Here is an 18720-nt window from a genome sequence, read left to right on the forward strand (position 1 = left end):
TTATTTAAAATTCATGTTTCGGTTTCTCCCGCCAAAGAGTAGTTTACAAATTATTATTCATTTAAAAATGATTACTCATCTCCATGAGAAACATTGCAACAGTTCTTTTTATCCTCACTCTTTATGCATCCTGTTCATTTGCGCAAAATATTGTTCCGGTCAATATCTATAACAGGTCCGCGCAAAGCTTGATCGGAGAGTGGCACTACGTTGTCGATCCCTACGAAAACGGATACTACAATTACCGGTATGAACCCTTCGACCAAATGGAAAATCCCGGTAAGAACGCATTTTTCATGAACGCCAAACCTGATGATAAAACCGATCTCGTGGAATACAATTTTGACCGATCCCCGACAATGGAGATACCGGGTGACTGGAATTCACAGGTAGAAAAACTGTACTATTATGAAGGATCAGTCTGGTTTAAAAAGTCATTTGACTACCTCCGGAAAACCGATAGTAGCAGAGTTTTACTCTATTTCGGTGCTGTAAATTACAAGGCGGAAGTATACTTGAACGGTACTAAGCTGGGAACCCATATCGGGGGATTTACCCCGTTCTCATTTGAAGTTACCAACCTGCTAAATGAAAAGGACAATTTCCTGATCCTTAAGGTCGATAATACCCGTAAAAAAGAGGGAATCCCGACCCTGAATACCGATTGGTGGAACTACGGGGGCATCACTCGGGATGTAAAGCTTGTGGAAATGCCCCAGACATTTATTCGCGACTACATGATTCAGTTGAGTCCGGAGAATGCTCAAACTATAGAAGGATTTATGAGTTTGGATGGTACATCTTCTGCAAACCAAGAAGTCACTATTTCCATACCGGAATTGGATCTAAGGAAGACCTTAAATACTGATAGCGAAGGTAGTGCCTCTCTAGACCTGAAGTCAGATAACATAAACTACTGGTCACCAGAAAATCCATATCTATATGAAGTAGTCCTCACCACACCTTCCGATACACTAGAAGACCGGATTGGTTTCCGTACTATAGAAACAGAAGGCGGCCGGATACTGCTCAATGATCAACCGGTTTTCCTAAGGGGAATTAGCATTCATGAAGAGCGGCCCTTTGATGATGGCAGGGTACGTAACAAGAAGCAGGCGAAACAGCTTCTGCAGTGGGCCAAGGAATTGGGGTGCAATTATGTTCGGCTGGCTCACTATCCGCATAACGAGCACATGGTTCGACTGGCCGATGAAATGGGTATCCTGGTCTGGGAGGAGATTCCTGTGTACTGGACCATCGACTGGAATAATACCGCTACTCTTAAAAATGCAAAAAATCAGTTGAATGAGGTCATCCAAAGAGACAGAAACAGGGCGTCGGTGATCATCTGGTCAATGGCCAATGAAACACCCGTCAGTAAAGCACGAAACAACTTCCTCAACGAACTGGCCACCCTTACCCGATCCCTGGACAAAACCCGGCTGATCAGCGCAGCCCTTGAACAGAGTAGCCTTGAAGGAAATCCAAATATTCGTACTATTGATGATCCTTTTGCTGATGTGGTTGATGTATTGAGCTTCAACCAGTACATCGGCTGGTATGAGGGATTGCCTTCCAAAGCTCGTGAAATCACGTGGGAAATCAGCCAAAACAAACCGGTAATCATTTCCGAGTTCGGGGCCGGTGCCAAGCAGGGTTTCCACGCCGACAGCCTCACCCGCTGGTCTGAAGAATACCAGGCTTACCTGTACAGTGAAACCCTCAACATGATTGATAAGATTGACGGTCTGAGTGGCCTTTCCCCGTGGATACTGGCTGATTTCAGGTCACCACGAAGACAGCTGCCGGATATTCAGGATGAATGGAATCGAAAGGGACTTATTTCAGATGACGGTATCAAGAAAAAGGCCTTTTTTGTTCTGAAGTCGTACTATGAAAATAAATTGAAACTATGGAACACGGATAGTCGCAGATAAGTGTGGATATCACACATATTATTTTGTGTATTGTATACTAAAATCGGTGTAAACCTGCAGCATTCGCGTCAACCGTATTCTATTTTGGGTTTTTCCCATACTGTATGAGAGACAGATAACCCAGGGCCGGACCTATAGCCAGTATGAGAAAAACGAACGGACTCCCAAGGTTTGCCCAGAGCATGTTAACCAATTGAATGCTGATGATAGTAATAGCAAAACCGATACTGTTAACTATGGTAAGTCCGGTAGCTACATAATCACGATCGGATGAAGCTGCAACCAGAGTTGAAAATTGTGGAGAATCGGATACCACAAAGAATCCCCATACCATCAGAAACATTAAAAAAACGGGGGCGGCAAGATCAAAAATTAGTGGAGATAATAGACAACTGAGTCCGGAGATCGCCAATGACCACTGCGCCACGCGTTTACTCCCTGATTTTAGCGATCGATGACCTCCTATCGCGCATCCTGCACCGCCAATTCCGATGATGATAAAAGACCAAATGCCGACCTGTAAACCCGAACCCGGATTCATCTCATTATAATAGGTGAGCATAATCGGGACGAATGCCCAAAATGCATAAAGCTCCCACATATGTCCAAAATAGCCGAAAGCAGCAGCCCGAAAATTGGAATGTTTGAAGAGTTTAAATAATGCTGATGGTTGAAATATACTCTGTTTACTCCGATAGGGTCCGTCAGGTACTGTGAAATAGAGCAAAACACCACCCGCTGTTGCCAGCCATGAAGTCGCGAAAAGTATCACCCTCCAGGGCAGTTCAGATGCGATGAACCTGACGAGGTGTGGGAAAGCAGTCCCCAGAACTAAGGCTCCGACCAGGTAACCCAGTGCTTTTCCCAGCCCCATGTCGTGCCAATCGGATGCTATCTTCATACCTACCGGGTAGATACCGGCAAGAAAAAAGCCGGTGGCAAAACGAACAAGAATCAATACAGATAGTGAGCCACTGTAAACTGTGAGGGCATTGGCACTTGCACCGAGGATCGCACATCCAAGGAATACCTTACTTGGTGAAATGCGATCGGCAACACTTAAAAAAGCAAAAAGTAGCGTCCCGCTGATAAAACCGAACTGAACAGCGGATGTGATATAACCGACTGCATATTCATTCAGCTGTAACTCGACTACAAGATCCGGAATAACCGCATTGCCCGCAAACCAGAGAGAGGTACCTGCAAACTGTGCAAAAACAATTACAGGTAAAATTCTTTTGGGAATACTCTGCTGCATAGAAATCCGGTGTTGCACTAAGATTTTTACTATTAATATTTAGGCAGTATACACCAACAACTAGAGAGGAACAAGATACCCTTGGTAACGTACATCAATTAATTAACAGTCATGTACAGACCCGTTACAGTTATTAAATACTGATTTCAGGCAACTCCCGATTCCGATAATCTTTCTTTTGAACTTATCTACATATTGACAAAGAAATAGTACCCCATCATGCCGCAAGCAATAACCTTCATTAAGGTACCGGCAAGGAAGCCTAAAAAAGAGCCCCATGCAGCTTTCAAGGCCTGGTCGGATGTTTTTCCACCGGCCAGTTCACCCACGAAAGCACCCACTATCGGACCGATGATTATACCCATCGGCGGAAAGAAAAAACCTGCAATTAAACCCAGGATGCTACCCCATACACCGAAAGGTGAACCACCATATTTACGGGCTCCCCAGGCCGGAACCACGTTGTCAAGTATCATGATGGCAATGACTATCAGAGCCCAAACCGCCAGGAATTGAATAGTGAAGGGAGGTGTGGAGGTTAATTGAAGCAGTATCAGACCGATGTAACTGATGGGCGGACCGGGCAACACAGGCAGGAAAGAGCCTAATAGCCCGGCAAGGATCAGGAGAGCTCCCAAAATAATAATGATGGTTTCCATGACACACTTTTTTGTTTTTGGAGTACACCCCTTTCACGTTTTACGTGTCCGCAGGTTTCATGCAATATACCGGTTTTCTTTAAGAAGGTGAGATACAGCTGGTGTAAAAGGGCTGCACTTTTACTCCAGCCGTTCTTCGAAAATTAGCTCCCCGGCATTTCCATAACGCAATACCAGTCTCCCACTATGCACGGAAAACTCATCTGCTTCACCCAGTGCACTGAGATATTCGGGGCTGTGATTGGGCTGTTCACAGGCTATTTCGGTGGTAAGTATATTATTTATCCGTATATTGCCATCTCTTTCAGCTGAAAAATCTCCCCCATAAAAGTTACAAGCCGTTTCTCCGCCCAGCGTACGTTCGCTGGAAAAACGAAGAGTGTGTACCTCCCCATCGAATAATTCAATAGTATTTCCCGTCTCATCGGTAATGGTTGCCAACTCCCAGGCACGCAGAAGATCACGGGTATTCTCATTGTTGTTGTTTTCAATCAGGGAACAGCCGCTTATTGGAAGCAATATGACATAGGTGAACGCTACCCGGATTATATAATTTTTAAAATTCTTCATCTCATTAATCGTAATGGATTCTGTCAGCTTTTCATTGATATTACGTATGCTGATTTAGCAATAGCAGCTTTCTTTTTCTTTTGAGACACTTTAATTGCACCGGGTAACTATTTTTAAAAAAATGGACGGGCAAGATGCCCGTCCGACGGATTGTCCTATTTGGATTGTGCTGAACGGGTTGGCAACCCATTCTACTAACTGTTTACTCCACCATTGGTAAGTCAATACCACGTTCTTTAGCCGTTTTAACGGCTTCCTCATAACCTGCGTCGGCATGTCGCATTACCCCGCTGCCCGGATCGTTGGTCAGTACACGCTTCAGCCGTCGGTCCGCCATTTCAGTTCCGTCGGCCACACACACCATTCCGGCATGAATAGAATATCCGATGCCAACTCCTCCGCCGTGATGCAGCGATACCCAGCTAGCCCCGCTGGCTGTATTGAGCATCGCATTCAGCAGCGGCCAATCGGCAATCGCATCGGACCCGTCTTTCATATCCTCTGTTTCGCGGTTAGGAGATGCCACCGATCCGGTGTCCAGGTGATCACGCCCGATGACCAGCGGCGCATCCACCTTTCCTTTTTTCACCAGCCAGTTGAACTTCTCCCCCATCTCAGCCCGTTCTCCATACTCCAGCCAGCAAATACGAGCGGGCAATCCCTGGAAGTGCACCTGATCTTGTGCTTTTTTGATCCATCGCGCCAAAGCCTCTTTTTCAGGGAAGGTCTCAAGAACCGCTTTATCGGTAGTATAGATATCTTCCGGCTTACCCGAGAGTGCCGCCCATCGGAAAGGGCCCGATCCCCGGCAAAAGAGCGGACGAATAAATGCCGGTACAAAGCCCGGGAAATTAAATGCCTCTTCCATATCCCGGTGATCGGCAACCTGTCCGCGCAAATTGTTGCCATAGTCGAAGGTGACCGCTCCCTTTTGCTGCATCTTGAGCATAGTTTCCACATGTGTAACCATGGAGTCAAGCACATCTTCTTGGTAGCCCTCAGGATCACTCTCCCTTTTCTCATTGGCTTCATCAAGCGTGTAGCCTGCCGGTATATATCCAAGCTGCAGGTCATGAGCCGAAGTCTGGTCGGTCAACACATCAGGGATGACGCCTTTCTGTAGCATTTGAGGCAACACCTCGGCAACGTTACCCAATAGTCCGATTGACAAAGCTTCACCTTTCTCTTTGGCATCCAACGCTTTTTCCAGGGCCTCATCAAGGCTTTTGCATTTGATATCGCAATAGCCCGTTTCAACACGACGGTCGATCCTTGTTTCATCCACTTCAACTCCAATGCAAGCAGCCCCATTCATGGTTGCAGCTAGCGGTTGTGCCCCTCCCATGCCACCGAGTCCGGCGGTAACCAGCAGCCTGCCCTGTAGGGTTCCGCCAAACTGCTGCCGTGCACATTCTGCAAAGGTCTCATAGGTTCCCTGAAGAATGCCCTGCGTACCGATATAAATCCAGGAGCCGGCCGTCATCTGACCATACATAGTCAGGCCCATCTTATCGAGTCTTCGAAATTCATCCCAGTTCGCCCATTTGGGTACCAGGTGCGCATTCGCAATAAGCACTCTTGGAGCCTCCTCATGGGTCTGAAATACGCCTACCGGCTTTCCGCTCTGTACCAGCAGCGTTTCGTCGTTCTCCAGTCGCTGCAACGTTTCCACAATTTTATGATAACTTTCCCAGTTGCGGGCTGCCTTTCCGCCTCCGCCATAGACAATAAGCTCTTCCGGTTTTTCGGCTACATCAGGATCCAGGTTATTCATGAGCATGCGCATGGCAGCCTCCTGGTGCCATCCCTTGCATTGTAATCCGGTTCCCGTAGGTGCCTTGATATTGGTATCAGCCTTGGTCTCCATCACGTTATCCTCTTTCTTGGTTCACTTTTTCCTTAAGGTAATACAGCTGTGATACTAAATCTAATGAGGGTTATAAATACATCCGGAATAAGATAATATGATTTAAAAATGTGACCTAGCTCACCAAAATATTGTGACCTATCTCATTGGAATCCCGGTACCTGAAACGTAGCATGGGCGCGAAACTAATAATAACAGGTTTAAAGGAAATATTATTAGAGATCCTATTAAACCGATTAAACAATTAGAGACTCATTTTTTATGATGCGCAAAGCACTATATGCCCTCGCTCTGGGTGGCTTCGGTATTGGAATGACAGAATTTGTAATCATGGGTATTTTGCCGGAAGTGGCAAAATCTATGAGTATAAGCATACCCAAAGCCGGACATTTCATTTCGGCCTATGCCCTGGGGGTAGTCATCGGTGCACCGACACTTACACTGTTAAGTAACCGGTTCCAAAAAAAGATTGTCCTTATCAGTTTGATGGCATGGTTTGCATTATTCAACACTCTGACAGCTTTTTCAGGTACTTATGAAATAATGTTGGTGACACGCTTCTTTTCCGGATTGCCGCATGGGGCCTTCTTCGGGGTAGGGGCTGTGGTAGCCGGCAGGTTATCTGCAAACGGCAAGGAAGCTCAAGCCGTGGCTGTTATGTTCGGTGGACTTACCATTGCCAACATCATCGGTGTTCCTCTGGGAACCTACATCGGGCAACATATTGATTGGCGCATCACCTTTGCCCTGGTCGGTTTAATAGGCCTGGGTACCATGCTTAGCCTCTTTTTCTGGATGCCAGCTTTACCGAACAAATCAGGCCCCGGTTTAATTAAACAGATGGGCCTGTTAAAAAGAAAAGAACCCTGGATGGTATTGATGGTGACAGCCATAGGAACAGGCGGTTTCTTTGCCTGGTACAGTTATATAGCTCCCCTGTTGATTCAGGTTACGGGATTTGAAGAATACCTGGTTATCTACATACTTGTGATTGCCGGATTAGGGATGACCGCAGGAAACATGATCGGAGGAAAACTGGCGGACAGGTATTCGCCCGTTACCGCAACATCTATTCTTCTCTTTGTAATGAGCTTTAGCTTATTACTTTTTACGTTTCTCGCAGGTAGTAAAATTGCCGTTCTGATAATGACATTCGCACTTGGAACCGTTTCTTTCTCCATTGCGGCTCCCGTGCAGATGTTGATGATACGTGCATCAAAAGGAGCAGAAGAGTTGGGTTCTTCATTTAATCAGGCTGCTTTTAATATTGCCAACGCTCTGGGTGCTTTCCTGGGCGGTATACCTATTAGTCTCGGTTATGGTTTTCTTTCTGCCAACTGGGTTGGGGCATTGCTGGCCTTGAGCGGCGCTCTCATAGCAGGGTCGGTAATGCTTTCGCAAACAAATACACTCATAGGATTCAACAGGTTACTCATTCGATTCAAGTGGTATCTGTTCAGAAGGTACATCCTATTGGCACCAACAAGGTCATAAGTATATTCAGAAAATCACGAATTGGAACTAAAAAGCAGTCAACATTTTTCACTTCTGACTCAATTTTCAATGTAAACCTTCCCTAAGACTTATTTATTGAGATCAAATACTATTTTTATATGATTTTTTAATTTAAATATCATTTTTTGTCTTACTTATAAATTTAAAAATGTATCTTCTTCTGAATTTATTAATTAAGGCAATCAGGCACATACGGTGAAAGAAAAGCTGCGCAAGGAGATTGAAGAGATTGAAGCTCTTACCGATGAAGAATTCACATACATCACCTCGCATTTTAAAGAGAGACGATTTAAAAAAAATCAGTTTGTTGTACAGGAAGGAATGCCGGTTCCTTATGATTTTTTTGTTGTAAAGGGACTGCTGAAAGCATATGTCATTGACGACAAAGGCAAAGAACATATCCTTCAGTTTGCCATGGAAAACTGGTGGATAAGTGATTACCAGGCGCACTTCAGTGAGAAGCCGGCTTCCATCAATATTGACTGCATCGAAGATTGTGAGATGCTAGCCCTCTCTCTGGAGAACAGAAGAAAGATCTGCCGCGAGTTCCACAAGATGGATCGTTTTTTCAGTATTAAATTCAACCTGGGGTATATCCGCCTGCAGCAGCGTATCCTCTCACTGCTCAGGGAGAATGCGGAAGAACGATACCGGAATTTACTGGAAAAGCAGCCCGACCTGATACAAAGAGTGCCAAAAAAATACCTGGCTGGTTTTCTTGGACTTAGCAGGGAAACCCTAAGTCGACTCGACCTCTCTCCAAAATAACTGTGATATAACTCACACGAAAAAAGTGATGTACATCATTTGATATCGCTGTACCAGCCATTAGCCTATTGGTTGTGATGTAAACATAATTTTTAAGTTACCCCTATACTTTATGAATAAAGGAGATGTACTCTTTTTTGTTAATAGTCAAAATTCACCGGGTTCTTCTGAAAAATCCGGTGGCTTTCACCTTTCAGAGGCAGCATACCCATATAAGACAATAACCGAAGCCGGGTTCAAAGTTGATTTCGTATCCCCGGAAGGTGGTATTGCACCCTTTGACGGTGTTGACTTAGATGACACGGTTAATGATTGGTTTCTGAACGATAAAGCCGCCCGAAAGAAAATAACACAAACTCTTAGACCCGAGCAGATTACTTCCCATGATTATCCTGCTGTATATATTATCGGAAGTCTGGGTGCAATTAGTGATATAGAAAATAACGGTCCGCTGCAAACAATTGCCCAAACAATTTGGGAGAACCAAGGTATTGTAGCCTCCATCGGCTATGGTTATGCAGGGTTATTGAATGTAACTCTTTCCGATGGCAGCTACCTGATCGATGGTAAAAAGCTGGCTGCACCGGGTAATGAACCAAATGTTGCAGATAACGCCCTTTCATTTACCACAAAAATGCTTAGGGAGGAACTTGAAAAACGCGGAGCCGATATGGTCCGGGCTGAACCTGAAACAGACAGCGTTATTACTGACGGACGCCTGATCACGGGTTCTGGCACTGCTTCCGCAAGCGCTATGGGACAAACTATTCTTAAAGAGTTTAAAAAATACTTATACCAGGTAGATCTCAGATAAAAATGCCCTGATTAATTCGCGAGCAATAATCAAATTGCTCTTGATATAGAACTTTAGTCATAAAGCAGGAAGTTGCTGACTGCGGCTTCCTGCCATTATCATCACTTAATCCAAGTAATTTCCGGAGTATTCAGACTCTTTATCTGTTTCGCCTAATACTTCTGACGGTTTATACTAACAAATACCTTCCCGCATCTATATTCTTGCTTCACTTTAAAGGTTTAATTATCATGCACGGCATCTTAAACGTGATTACGCCTTTAAAACAGCAAACCTAATTAAAACCAAAGGTATTACATGGCACAGGAACAGTCGGGAGCTATGAACGCCGCCAGCGGGAAGGGATTTTTTGGACATCCCCGAGGCTTGGCAACATTATTTTTCACAGAGCTCTGGGAGCGATTTAGTTATTACGGAATGCGCGCCCTGCTCGTGCTTTTCATGACGGCCGAGGCTATGGGCAGCAATCCCGGCCTTGGATTCAGCGTCGGTAAAGCAACAGCCATTTACGGGTTATATACCTTCTTTGTTTATGTATTGTCCCTGCCGGGCGGCTGGGTGGCCGATAAGTTATGGGGTCAAAGGAAGGCCGTTTTTGTAGGGGGCTGTATCATTGCCGCCGGACACTTCAGTATGGCCGTACCGACTACCACCTTCTTTTTCATCGGATTGGCCCTGATTGTAATCGGTACCGGCTTGCTCAAGCCGAATGTAAGTTCCATGGTTGGCGACTTATATCCGGAAGGAGGAGCCCGTCGTGATGCAGGTTTCTCAATTTTCTACATGGGTATCAACGTGGGTGCTATTTTAGGTCCCCTGCTTTGCGGTATTCTTGGGGAAGGATACAACTGGCATTACGGCTTCTCTCTTGCAGGATTCGGTATGGTACTTGGACTGATCTCTTATAAATACGGATTCAAATTTCTAGGTGATGCAGGCGATCTGAAAACCGGTGAAAGTGAGGAAATACTTCAAAAGAGAAGCAAGAAATTCTATGGCATCCTATCCTTTATAACCGCCCTTCTGGTTATTTTTGGATTCCTTGTCTCATCAGGTGCCATTACTGTTACGCTTGAAGCAATGGCTGAGTACCTAGGGTATGCTGCCGTTGCCATTACCGTTGCATTTTTTGCCTATATCATCTTCTTCGGAGGTCACACCTCTGAAGAGAAAAAGAAACTGGGCGTCATCTTCTGGCTCTTCATTCTGGCTGCAATTTTCTGGAGTGGTTTTGAACAGGCAGGATCCTCGCTAAACTTATTCGCAAAAGATTTGACCGATCGTGTAATTCTGGGTACGGAAGTTCCAGCCAGTACACTGCAGCTGATCAATCCCTTCTTTATTGTAATCTTTGCACCGATTTTTGGGTGGCTTTGGACCTGGCTAGCAAACCGTAATGCCAATCCATCCATACCGGTGAAATTCGGACTCGGTTTGCTGGGACTTGCTGCAGGTTTCTTTGTACTGTCTTGGGGTGCTGCCAATGCTACCGCTGCGAATCCCGTAACTCCTGCCTGGCTGGTAGTTACCTACTTTCTACATACCTGCGGTGAACTTGCACTCTCACCGGTTGGACTTTCATCTATGACCAAACTGGCACCGAAAAGCCGTGTCAGTCAGATGATGGGAATCTGGTTTGTAGCTGCAGCTCTTGGCAACCTATTTGCCGGTATTATGGCGGGACAGCTCGAAACCCTTGCCCCAACAAACCTCTTCTGGAGCGTTGCGTTATTCGTTGGCGGCGGTGGAATCATCGCACTGCTTGCGAGTCCCGGCGTTAAAAAGCTGATGGGCGACGTAGAGTAAAAGCAAGATCTTTTTTACGACTATAATGTTTCTAAACCACCCTTGGGTTCATGACCCTCCAAGGGTGGTTTTTTTGTATTGATTATAGCTGCAACGCCAGTCCGCCACCTATAAATGTACCCTGGCTTTCTACATCCAGTCCGGCATTAAGATCAAGCTGAAGAAATGACTTAACATGCTTGGTGAATCCGGCCTCGATATAGTGTTCATTAACTCCTTCACTATAAAATCCGGCATAACCACCATAGATCCCGATATTCGAATCCCCCGGCAAGGCATATCCGGGAGTGAGCGTTACTTTCCATACATCGGGAAACGGACCGACATCAAAAGTGTAACCTAAATTGGCAGAAATGCCGGCATAGTCGGTCAAACTGTAATCGGCCAGCAGGGCTGCTGAAGGTATCCACTCATCGGTCGTAAAATCGGTAGATCCTACCGGAATGGAAAGAGTGGTCAATCCTGATAGGCGCAAGTTACTACCGGGACGGTCGAAAAGTTTGAATTTCAGTCCCACCCCGGGATCAGGTACTCCGGTGAAATCGGTTGAAGGGAAGCTCTGAACTACAAATGAATTTAGCAACATTCTTAGCTCCACTCCGGATAAAAGACCGTTGCGAAAAACTAACTGTCCCAAACTGTACTGGTTGAGATCATTCACGGTAAAATATTCTACCCCAATTTCCAGATACGTGACTTTAGGCTCGACGATATAGGAACCGTCTCCAATTCCTGGCCGATCAGGTGAGATATTATCCTGTGCCATTAGCGGTGCGCTAGCGGCAAATATCAGGAGGAATAGCAGACAAAACATGTTTCGACTAGTCGACATGGTGAAAATCATTTTATGAATTAGATATTACCTTCATTCTAAATGCTTTCAATATAAATTGTACTGTTGACGTTCCTGCCTTTACGATGGGAAGTAGTTAGCGGCTTCATTGTGCCTGCTAAAGACCTTATATTTAATAGTGCAAAGATGCCAAGTTTAGCAAAACTTGGCATCTCGGTTTATCAGTCAAATTTAGAATGATTCGTTCATGAACAAGGAGTTGAAGATTATCCAGAAAGAGCCTATTGCTGCTATTGCCACCCCTGTAGGGGAAGGCGGCATAGCTGTCATCCGTGTCTCGGGCAACGAGGCTATTGCCAAGGTAAACCGCGCTTTTGATGGGAAAGACCTCCGGGATCAGAAATCCCACACCGTTCATTTTGGTAACATCATAGACCAATCTGGAAAAGTTATTGATGAAGTGCTGGTTACGCTGTTTCATTCCCCAAGATCCTATACGGGTGAGGAAACGGTAGAGATATCCTGTCACGGCGGGGTGTTAGTTACCCAGCAGGTGCTGGAGACCATTCTGGAACTGAACATACGCTCGGCAGAGCCCGGCGAGTTTACACAGCGGGCTTTTCTCAACGGTAAGATGGAATTGAGCCAGGCTGAAGCTGTTGCCGATCTCATTCATGCCAAAAGTAAAAAAGCACTGGATGCAGCTCACCAGCAGCTGGAAGGACGCCTAGGCGAACATATCAAAACCTTCCGACAGCAGATCATCGATGCCACGGCCATGGTAGAGCTTGAGCTCGACTTCATTGAAGAAGATGTGGAATTTGCCAACAAGGAAGAACTGGAAGAGCTGCTTATGGATCTGGATAAAGAGATTGATAACCTGCTATCAACCTACGAAGCAGGTCGCCTGGTCAAACACGGGGTGAAAACCGTCTTTATCGGCTTGCCCAATGCCGGGAAGTCAACGCTGCTTAACACCCTTGTGGGTAAGGATCGGGCCATCGTCACCGAAATTGCAGGTACCACTCGAGACACCATCGATGTAGACTGGAGCTACGACGGACTCCTGTTCAAACTTATCGATACCGCCGGTTTAAGGGAAACCGAAGATGTAATAGAAGCCGAAGGGGTCAGGCGTTCTCAGAAAGCTTTTGAGGAGGCAGATCTGGCCGTCTACCTAAAGGATTTATCCAAACCTTTCGCTCCGGAAGAACGAGAGGACCTTGGCGGTTTTCAGAAGAAAGCAGGTGATACCCCCTTTGTACTCGTGGGCACCAAAAAAGATATAGAACTTGAAAAAGAGGAAGAACGTCTGGATTATGATTTGAAAATTTCGGCACTGGAAGGCGAAAAGATTGAAGAACTAAAAAAACTGATGAAACAGCGGGCCTTGGAAAACAAGCATTACGATGCTTCCAGCCTGCTTGTAACCTCTTCGCGTCACCGGGATGCCCTTCTCAAAGCCCAGGAACATGTTCGCAGCGCACTACAGGCTCTGGACCGTGGTATGACAGGTGATTTCCTATCCATTGACCTTCGCGCTGCACTTAATGAGCTGGGGACCATCACCGGCGAAATCACCAATGAGGATGTGCTTGACAGCATTTTTTCGAGGTTTTGTATCGGTAAATAGAGGAGAATAATCTAATAATATTTATTTCCTATAGAAGAAAAGGCACGCGTTCCGGTTGCATTACTATCATGCAAACAAGATGCGTGCCTTTAGCAAAGATTAGAATTTAGTACAAACCTTTTCCGGTTTGTACTATTCCCAGGTTCTAAAAATCAGCTCACCGAAATAACGTCCAAAAAACCGGCATGTAATATTTCCTTGATCAGTAATGTTCCGTTGACCTTCTGACCAAAATCACCAGATTTATTGTAAATAAAAAAGCCCTGCCTCAAGAATGAGACAGGGCTGAATAAAAATTTAGACTAAATAACTGCTAGTTGCTTCCTCCATCATCTGAACCGGAAGCATCTCCATCAGACCCGGAACCTTGATTCTGCTGTTGAGGTAGCTCGGGGACAGCGGAAGGCGTTTGGGACTGATTGTCAAGCCCTCCATTGTCCTGCACAGGTTGTTCAACTCCGCTTTGTTGCACGGCACTTTGTGTTGATCCACCGGCATCGATTGCAAAGTTTGCCAATACACACAGAACCAATAAAGCGGTTCCCAGTACGGTTGTCGATTTCGACAAGAGGTCGGCCGTTCTACGGGCTCCAAGTCCGGCTCCTCCGCTCAGTGATCCGCCGGCGATACCGCCTGACAAACCGGATCCTTTACCTGGTTGCAGTAAAATAACAATCGTCAATAGTATGCAGATCAAAACGATCAGCGTAAGTATGGTATAGTAAAGCATAATTTTATTTTGTACGGGTGAATTTCGAACTAGTAAAGGTACCCAAAATTCCGTTTTTTTACAACGAAGGGTAATCAATTAATTTTGCTGCTTGCGCAAGCAGTCTGTATACCGTATTTAAACCTTATAGTTTAATAATTATTGCCGTAAATGGATCTAGAAAGTCTTAACCAGGAGTTCTCAACGTTTATTGAGCAATTTCCCAGTATTTCCTACCAGATTGCCGCAACGATAATCGTTATTTTGGGACTATGGCTGATTCGTCTGATTGCCGTTAGAATCATCAATAAAAAGATCGACGATGAGAAGCTACAGTATAAATGGCGTAAGAACCTGACTTATGTATCCGGCTTTCTTGGACTTTTTATCATCGGCAGCATTTGGTCGGACGGATTTAAATCGTTTTCTACTTTTCTTGGTCTTCTCAGTGCCGGTCTTGCCATCGCCCTCAAGGACCCGGTCTCGGATTTTGCGGGATGGGCCTTTATTTTATGGCGCAAGCCTTTTGAGGTAGGCGATCGTATTCAAATTGGAGATGTAAAAGGGGATGTAATTGATGTCAGGCTCTTTAAATTTACAGTCCTTGAGATCGGAAACTGGGTGCATGCCGACCAGAGCACCGGACGTGTTGTACATGTATCGAATCACAAGGTTTTTACCGATTCTCTCGCCAACTATACCAGTGACTTTGAATTTATCTGGAATGAAATCCAGGTTCTCATAACCTTCGAAAGCGACTGGAAAAAAGCTAAGAAAATACTGCAAGAAATTGCTGATAAACACCTGAAAGATTTTGTAAATGAAGCAGAGCGACAGGTAAAACGGGCAACAAAATCCTATCTTATTCACTACCGCTACCTGACCCCCATCGTTTATACGGATGTGCTAGACAGCGGCGTAAATCTTACTATTCGACACTTAACCAACCCGAGGACACGTCGCAAGGTTAGTCAGGCGATCTGGGAAGATATATTGGACCGATTTGATGAACACGACAATATTGATCTGGCTTATCCTACGATGCGGATCGAACGTTGATCCTATTTTGGAATAGGCTGAATAAGCTCCGGGCCCTGGCTGTTTAGATCGGCGACCTTTTCGGATACCCTGTTTACCGCCATTTCCGTCATCCCCAGTGGCTGCAATAGTTTTTTAAGATCTTCTGCATCCGCATCTTTATTCAACCACTGCTCATAATCATCGGGCTGCAGTATTACCGGCATGCGGTCATCAACAGGTTGAACCAGCGCATTGGCTTGGGTGGTCAGAAGCGTAAATGAGTAGACATCCCGTCCGCTCCCTGACTGCCAGACGGAATACAAACCTGCAAATCCGGCAATCTCACGGGCCAGCAACCGGATATAAAAAGGGGTGCTTTTCTTTTCGGATGTCTTCCATTTATAAAACCCATTGGCGGGAACAATGCACCGACGTTTCCCAAAACATTCACTTAGCCACTCATCTTCTTCAACCTCTTCCGACTTGGCTTGGTAATGTTTCTTTCCTTCACTTTCGGCATCCGCATTTTCGGGTATCAGTCCCCACTGAAAGTTGTAAATTTTTCTTTCCTCCTGTTCTTCATATACCACCGGCATAAGCGATCCAGGACTTATATTGTAGTCGGGCTCAAAAAATTCATCCCGATGTGTCGAAACCTGAAACTCTTCTTCAATAACACTTTTTTCACTGTGTCGTGCTAGTCGCTCACTCATTGTAAACCGGTTATGTTAAATTAAATTTGCTGATGGTGTCAAAGAGGTATTTATTCTAATCAACTTTCAAAGATAACAGATTGTTTCGTGGCTATGAATATTTTTGTCAACCATGAAGAGCAGCGGCTAAGAGCCGGCTGGCGGATATTTTTGCAGTTTATATTATTCGTGCTGCTTGTTTTTGGATTTATGCTTGTCAGAAATGTGCTGAGTATCGCGCCGTTGAAAATCTACGATGCCCTACTCATGTGCTCTGCAGGAATCCTCAGCGTGTGGATTGCCACCCGGCTTTGGGATAAACGTGCTTTCAGTGATTACGGACTGGCAAGCAACCGTCTTTGGTTTCGTGAGCTGGGTTTTGGGCTCCTGCTTGGTTTGGCAGCAATGAGCCTGATTTTTGTGATTCAATGGTCTGCCGGCTGGATTGAAATAACCGGCTACGGCTGGGAGAGGTCTTCCACTATCCCCTACCTGGTATGGATCTTAAGCTATTTTATGGCAATGCTCATCGTCGGTTTTTACGAAGAGCTGATTTTCCGAGGCTACCAAATCATCAACTTGGTAGAAGGCTTTCGTTCTGAAAGAGTCAGCCTGTTCAAAGCGGCTTTGCTTGCTGTTCTAATAAGCTCAACGATCTTTGGTCTGCTTCATGCCGGGAATCCCAATGCAACGATCATTTCTACTGTCAATATCGTATTTGCAGGTGTCATGCTGGCTGTGCCATTTTTGGTCACAGGTAGACTTGGCATCTCTGTGGGAATTCATATTTCCTGGAATTTTGTTCAGGGGGGGTTATTAGGATTTGCCGTTAGCGGTACTCCTTTCAGAGGGTCACTGGTTCAAATCAGGCAGGGAGGAGAAAAGTATCTCACAGGCGGCAGTTTTGGTCCGGAAGCAGGCCTGATTGGAATATTCGGCATGCTGTTCATATTGGCAATTTTTTTCGTTTATACACGTAGAAATAGTGAAGGCCTGAAGGTTCATTCATCCTTTAAAAATGGTGCATCAAAATCTGTGAATCAGGATGAGTGAAGGCCATAAGTTTTGTATATTCTTCTACCTGATGAACATCGTTTGATTTTGAAGCGATGCTAAGAAGCAAAATGATAATAAAATAGAAAGGTGAGAACGTTGAAATTTGATGAACTAAACTTGAACCCTTCTGTACTAAAAGGGCTGAACGACCTGGGAAATACGAATCCGACTTCCCTACAAGAAACGATAATTCCTGCATTTCTGGATGGTAAAAACGCATTTGTAAAAGCCGGTGATATCCAAGGTAAGGTTGAAGTTATCTCCATTACCACCGTTGATACCATTTCCAAAAACAAGGACGAAAAAGGTACACTGGTACTGGTATTAACACCCAATCCCAAAGGTGCCCATCATATCGTGGGGCAAATCTCTGAACTGGCCAAACACGAAGAAGTCACCACCGCTACTATTGATATGGACGGCGATCGGGAAGCACAGGAAAAAGCCGTTCTGAACGGTACTTCCGTACTGGTGGCCAACCCCGGCAGACTCCTGGATATCATGGAGGATAACCTCTTTATACTTCGAAATGTGAAATTCCTGGTCATCGATGGCCTGGATGAAATGATTGATATCGGTCTTGAAGAGCAGCTCAAAAAGATCAAAAAACGGGTGATGAGTGAGTCTCAGAAACTGTTGTTCACCAATGAGCTGAATAATAATGTCAAGTCACTGGCCGATAACTTTCTGGAGAGTCCTGCACTGATAGGCTTCGAAAACCTGGGTTCAAACGGACAGACGCTTCAGGGCCCGCCAGAAGTATCTAAAGACCTCAGTCAGGGTTACATCAATGTACCGAGCCGGATGAAAATTACTACTCTTATGGCTCATATTGAAAAAACACCGGCCGACAAGTGTGTTATTTTTACGGCCTCCAAAAGGGGAACAGACAGGCTCTACCGTATATTCAGAAAAAATAATATGAAGGTGACCAGCCTTCATGGCAAACTCTCTGATGAGAAGCGATCACAGCGTTTTGCCAATTTTGCCAATGGCGATGTACAGTTCCTGCTGGTTTCCGATATCTCAGCCAGTGAACTGAACCTTGACAAGGTCACCCAAGTCATTAATTACGACGTGCCTAATGACCCTGATGAATACAAGTATCGGGCTAACCTGGTGGGAGCCGGCAAAGCGTCCCGAATCGTGTCACTGGTTTCGAAACAGGACCAGAGTGATATCCGGGAACTTAAAAATGAAATCGGTCAGTCACCCGAAGAGTTGCCGCTTCCTGAAAAGGTTGTTGAAAAGCTTGAAGAACGTAAGAAGAAGGGCAAAAAACAGAAAAGAGACAGCCGACCCAAGAGGGGGAGCAAGGGCAAGAAAGAGAAAAAAGAGCGTAGCAAGAACAAAATGGAATTGCCTCGTCCAAGTTATGAAAAACTGAGTGGCGGCCGCACGGGAGAAGCAGATGAGCGAACCGGCGTTGTGGAGTTTTTCCGAAAACTGTTTTCCTAACCTCCTGACCTGAAATTGAATAACCTATTAACCCTCCAAGGGTCAGGACCCTTGGAGGGTTAGTTATAGCCTTTCCTCTTTTTTCGATGCTTCTTAAACAAACAGACCTCCAAGATTCGGTAACCCTGGAGGTCTGTTTTATAATTGGTCAGTAAGAATTATTGA

Annotated in this window: 16 protein-coding genes; 9 read left to right on the forward strand and 7 right to left on the reverse strand. The window is 45.3% G+C overall.

Features of this window, described 5'->3' with window-relative positions; translation table 11 throughout:
- The first annotated feature begins 83 nt into the window (after positions 1-83).
- Entirely contained in the window at positions 84-1937 is a 1854-nt protein-coding gene (locus G3570_RS14160) for a glycoside hydrolase family 2 protein (RefSeq protein WP_165143472.1), read from the forward strand.
- A gap of 79 nt (positions 1938-2016) precedes the next feature.
- Here G3570_RS14160 and G3570_RS14165 read toward each other — a convergent pair whose 3' ends face one another.
- The 4 genes from G3570_RS14165 to hutU all read right to left on the reverse strand — a co-directional run bounded on the left by G3570_RS14165 (position 2017) and on the right by hutU (position 6291).
- The gene (locus G3570_RS14165) at positions 2017-3195 is read right to left on the reverse strand and encodes an MFS transporter (RefSeq protein WP_165143474.1); all 1179 of its coding nucleotides are present in this window, start codon (positions 3193-3195) and stop codon (positions 2017-2019) included.
- A gap of 188 nt (positions 3196-3383) precedes the next feature.
- Positions 3384-3854: a DUF456 domain-containing protein gene (locus G3570_RS14170; protein ID WP_165143476.1), complete on the reverse strand. Its 471-nt coding sequence runs from the start codon at positions 3852-3854 to the stop codon at positions 3384-3386.
- 120 nt (positions 3855-3974) lie between these two features.
- Positions 3975-4424 (reverse strand): META domain-containing protein, encoded by a 450-nt coding sequence (locus G3570_RS14175; protein WP_165143478.1) that lies wholly within the window; start codon positions 4422-4424, stop codon positions 3975-3977.
- A 202-nt stretch (positions 4425-4626) separates the two neighbouring features.
- On the reverse strand, positions 4627-6291 hold the full coding sequence (hutU, locus tag G3570_RS14180) for a urocanate hydratase (RefSeq protein WP_165143480.1): 1665 nt from the start codon (positions 6289-6291) through the stop codon (positions 4627-4629).
- A 261-nt stretch (positions 6292-6552) separates the two neighbouring features.
- On the opposite strand from hutU, the gene G3570_RS14185 reads away from it, so the two are divergent.
- The 4 genes from G3570_RS14185 to G3570_RS14200 all read left to right on the forward strand — a co-directional run bounded on the left by G3570_RS14185 (position 6553) and on the right by G3570_RS14200 (position 11194).
- Positions 6553-7785 carry an MFS transporter gene (locus tag G3570_RS14185; protein ID WP_249067124.1) on the forward strand — a complete coding sequence of 411 codons (1233 nt, stop codon included), beginning with the start codon at positions 6553-6555 and terminating at the stop codon, positions 7783-7785.
- Between the two features lie 216 nt (positions 7786-8001).
- The gene (locus tag G3570_RS14190; protein ID WP_165143482.1) at positions 8002-8574 is read left to right on the forward strand and encodes a cyclic nucleotide-binding domain-containing protein; all 573 of its coding nucleotides are present in this window, start codon (positions 8002-8004) and stop codon (positions 8572-8574) included.
- Positions 8575-8686: 112 nt separating this feature from the next.
- The gene (locus G3570_RS14195; protein WP_165143484.1) at positions 8687-9388 is read left to right on the forward strand and encodes a type 1 glutamine amidotransferase domain-containing protein; all 702 of its coding nucleotides are present in this window, start codon (positions 8687-8689) and stop codon (positions 9386-9388) included.
- A 297-nt stretch (positions 9389-9685) separates the two neighbouring features.
- Complete coding sequence (locus G3570_RS14200; protein ID WP_249067126.1) at positions 9686-11194, forward strand: peptide MFS transporter; 1509 nt, start codon at positions 9686-9688, stop codon at positions 11192-11194.
- Between the two features lie 82 nt (positions 11195-11276).
- Here G3570_RS14200 and G3570_RS14205 read toward each other — a convergent pair whose 3' ends face one another.
- Entirely contained in the window at positions 11277-12026 is a 750-nt protein-coding gene (locus G3570_RS14205) for a transporter (RefSeq protein ID WP_165143486.1), read from the reverse strand.
- Between the two features lie 208 nt (positions 12027-12234).
- Here G3570_RS14205 and mnmE point away from each other — a divergent pair, with 208 nt between their 5' ends.
- Positions 12235-13620 carry a tRNA uridine-5-carboxymethylaminomethyl(34) synthesis GTPase MnmE gene (gene mnmE / locus G3570_RS14210; protein ID WP_165143488.1) on the forward strand — a complete coding sequence of 462 codons (1386 nt, stop codon included), beginning with the start codon at positions 12235-12237 and terminating at the stop codon, positions 13618-13620.
- 313 nt (positions 13621-13933) lie between these two features.
- On the opposite strand, the gene secG is transcribed toward mnmE, so the two are convergent.
- A complete protein-coding gene (gene secG, locus G3570_RS14215) occupies positions 13934-14350 on the reverse strand; it encodes a preprotein translocase subunit SecG (protein WP_165143490.1) in 417 nt (138 codons plus the stop codon).
- A 150-nt stretch (positions 14351-14500) separates the two neighbouring features.
- On the opposite strand from secG, the gene G3570_RS14220 reads away from it, so the two are divergent.
- Positions 14501-15388 carry a mechanosensitive ion channel family protein gene (locus tag G3570_RS14220; protein WP_165143492.1) on the forward strand — a complete coding sequence of 296 codons (888 nt, stop codon included), beginning with the start codon at positions 14501-14503 and terminating at the stop codon, positions 15386-15388.
- A 2-nt stretch (positions 15389-15390) separates the two neighbouring features.
- Here G3570_RS14220 and G3570_RS14225 read toward each other — a convergent pair whose 3' ends face one another.
- Complete coding sequence (locus G3570_RS14225; protein WP_165143493.1) at positions 15391-16062, reverse strand: SOS response-associated peptidase; 672 nt, start codon at positions 16060-16062, stop codon at positions 15391-15393.
- A gap of 93 nt (positions 16063-16155) precedes the next feature.
- Here G3570_RS14225 and G3570_RS14230 point away from each other — a divergent pair, with 93 nt between their 5' ends.
- Both G3570_RS14230 and G3570_RS14235 read left to right on the forward strand, forming a co-directional pair.
- Complete coding sequence (locus G3570_RS14230) at positions 16156-17094, forward strand: CPBP family intramembrane glutamic endopeptidase (RefSeq protein ID WP_165143494.1); 939 nt, start codon at positions 16156-16158, stop codon at positions 17092-17094.
- Positions 17095-17193: 99 nt separating this feature from the next.
- The gene (locus G3570_RS14235) at positions 17194-18555 is read left to right on the forward strand and encodes a DEAD/DEAH box helicase (protein WP_165143495.1); all 1362 of its coding nucleotides are present in this window, start codon (positions 17194-17196) and stop codon (positions 18553-18555) included.
- The last annotated feature ends 165 nt before the right edge of the window (positions 18556-18720 follow it).

This window comes from Halalkalibaculum roseum, from assembly GCF_011059145.1.
GTDB lineage: Bacteria > Bacteroidota > Rhodothermia > Balneolales > Balneolaceae > Halalkalibaculum > Halalkalibaculum roseum.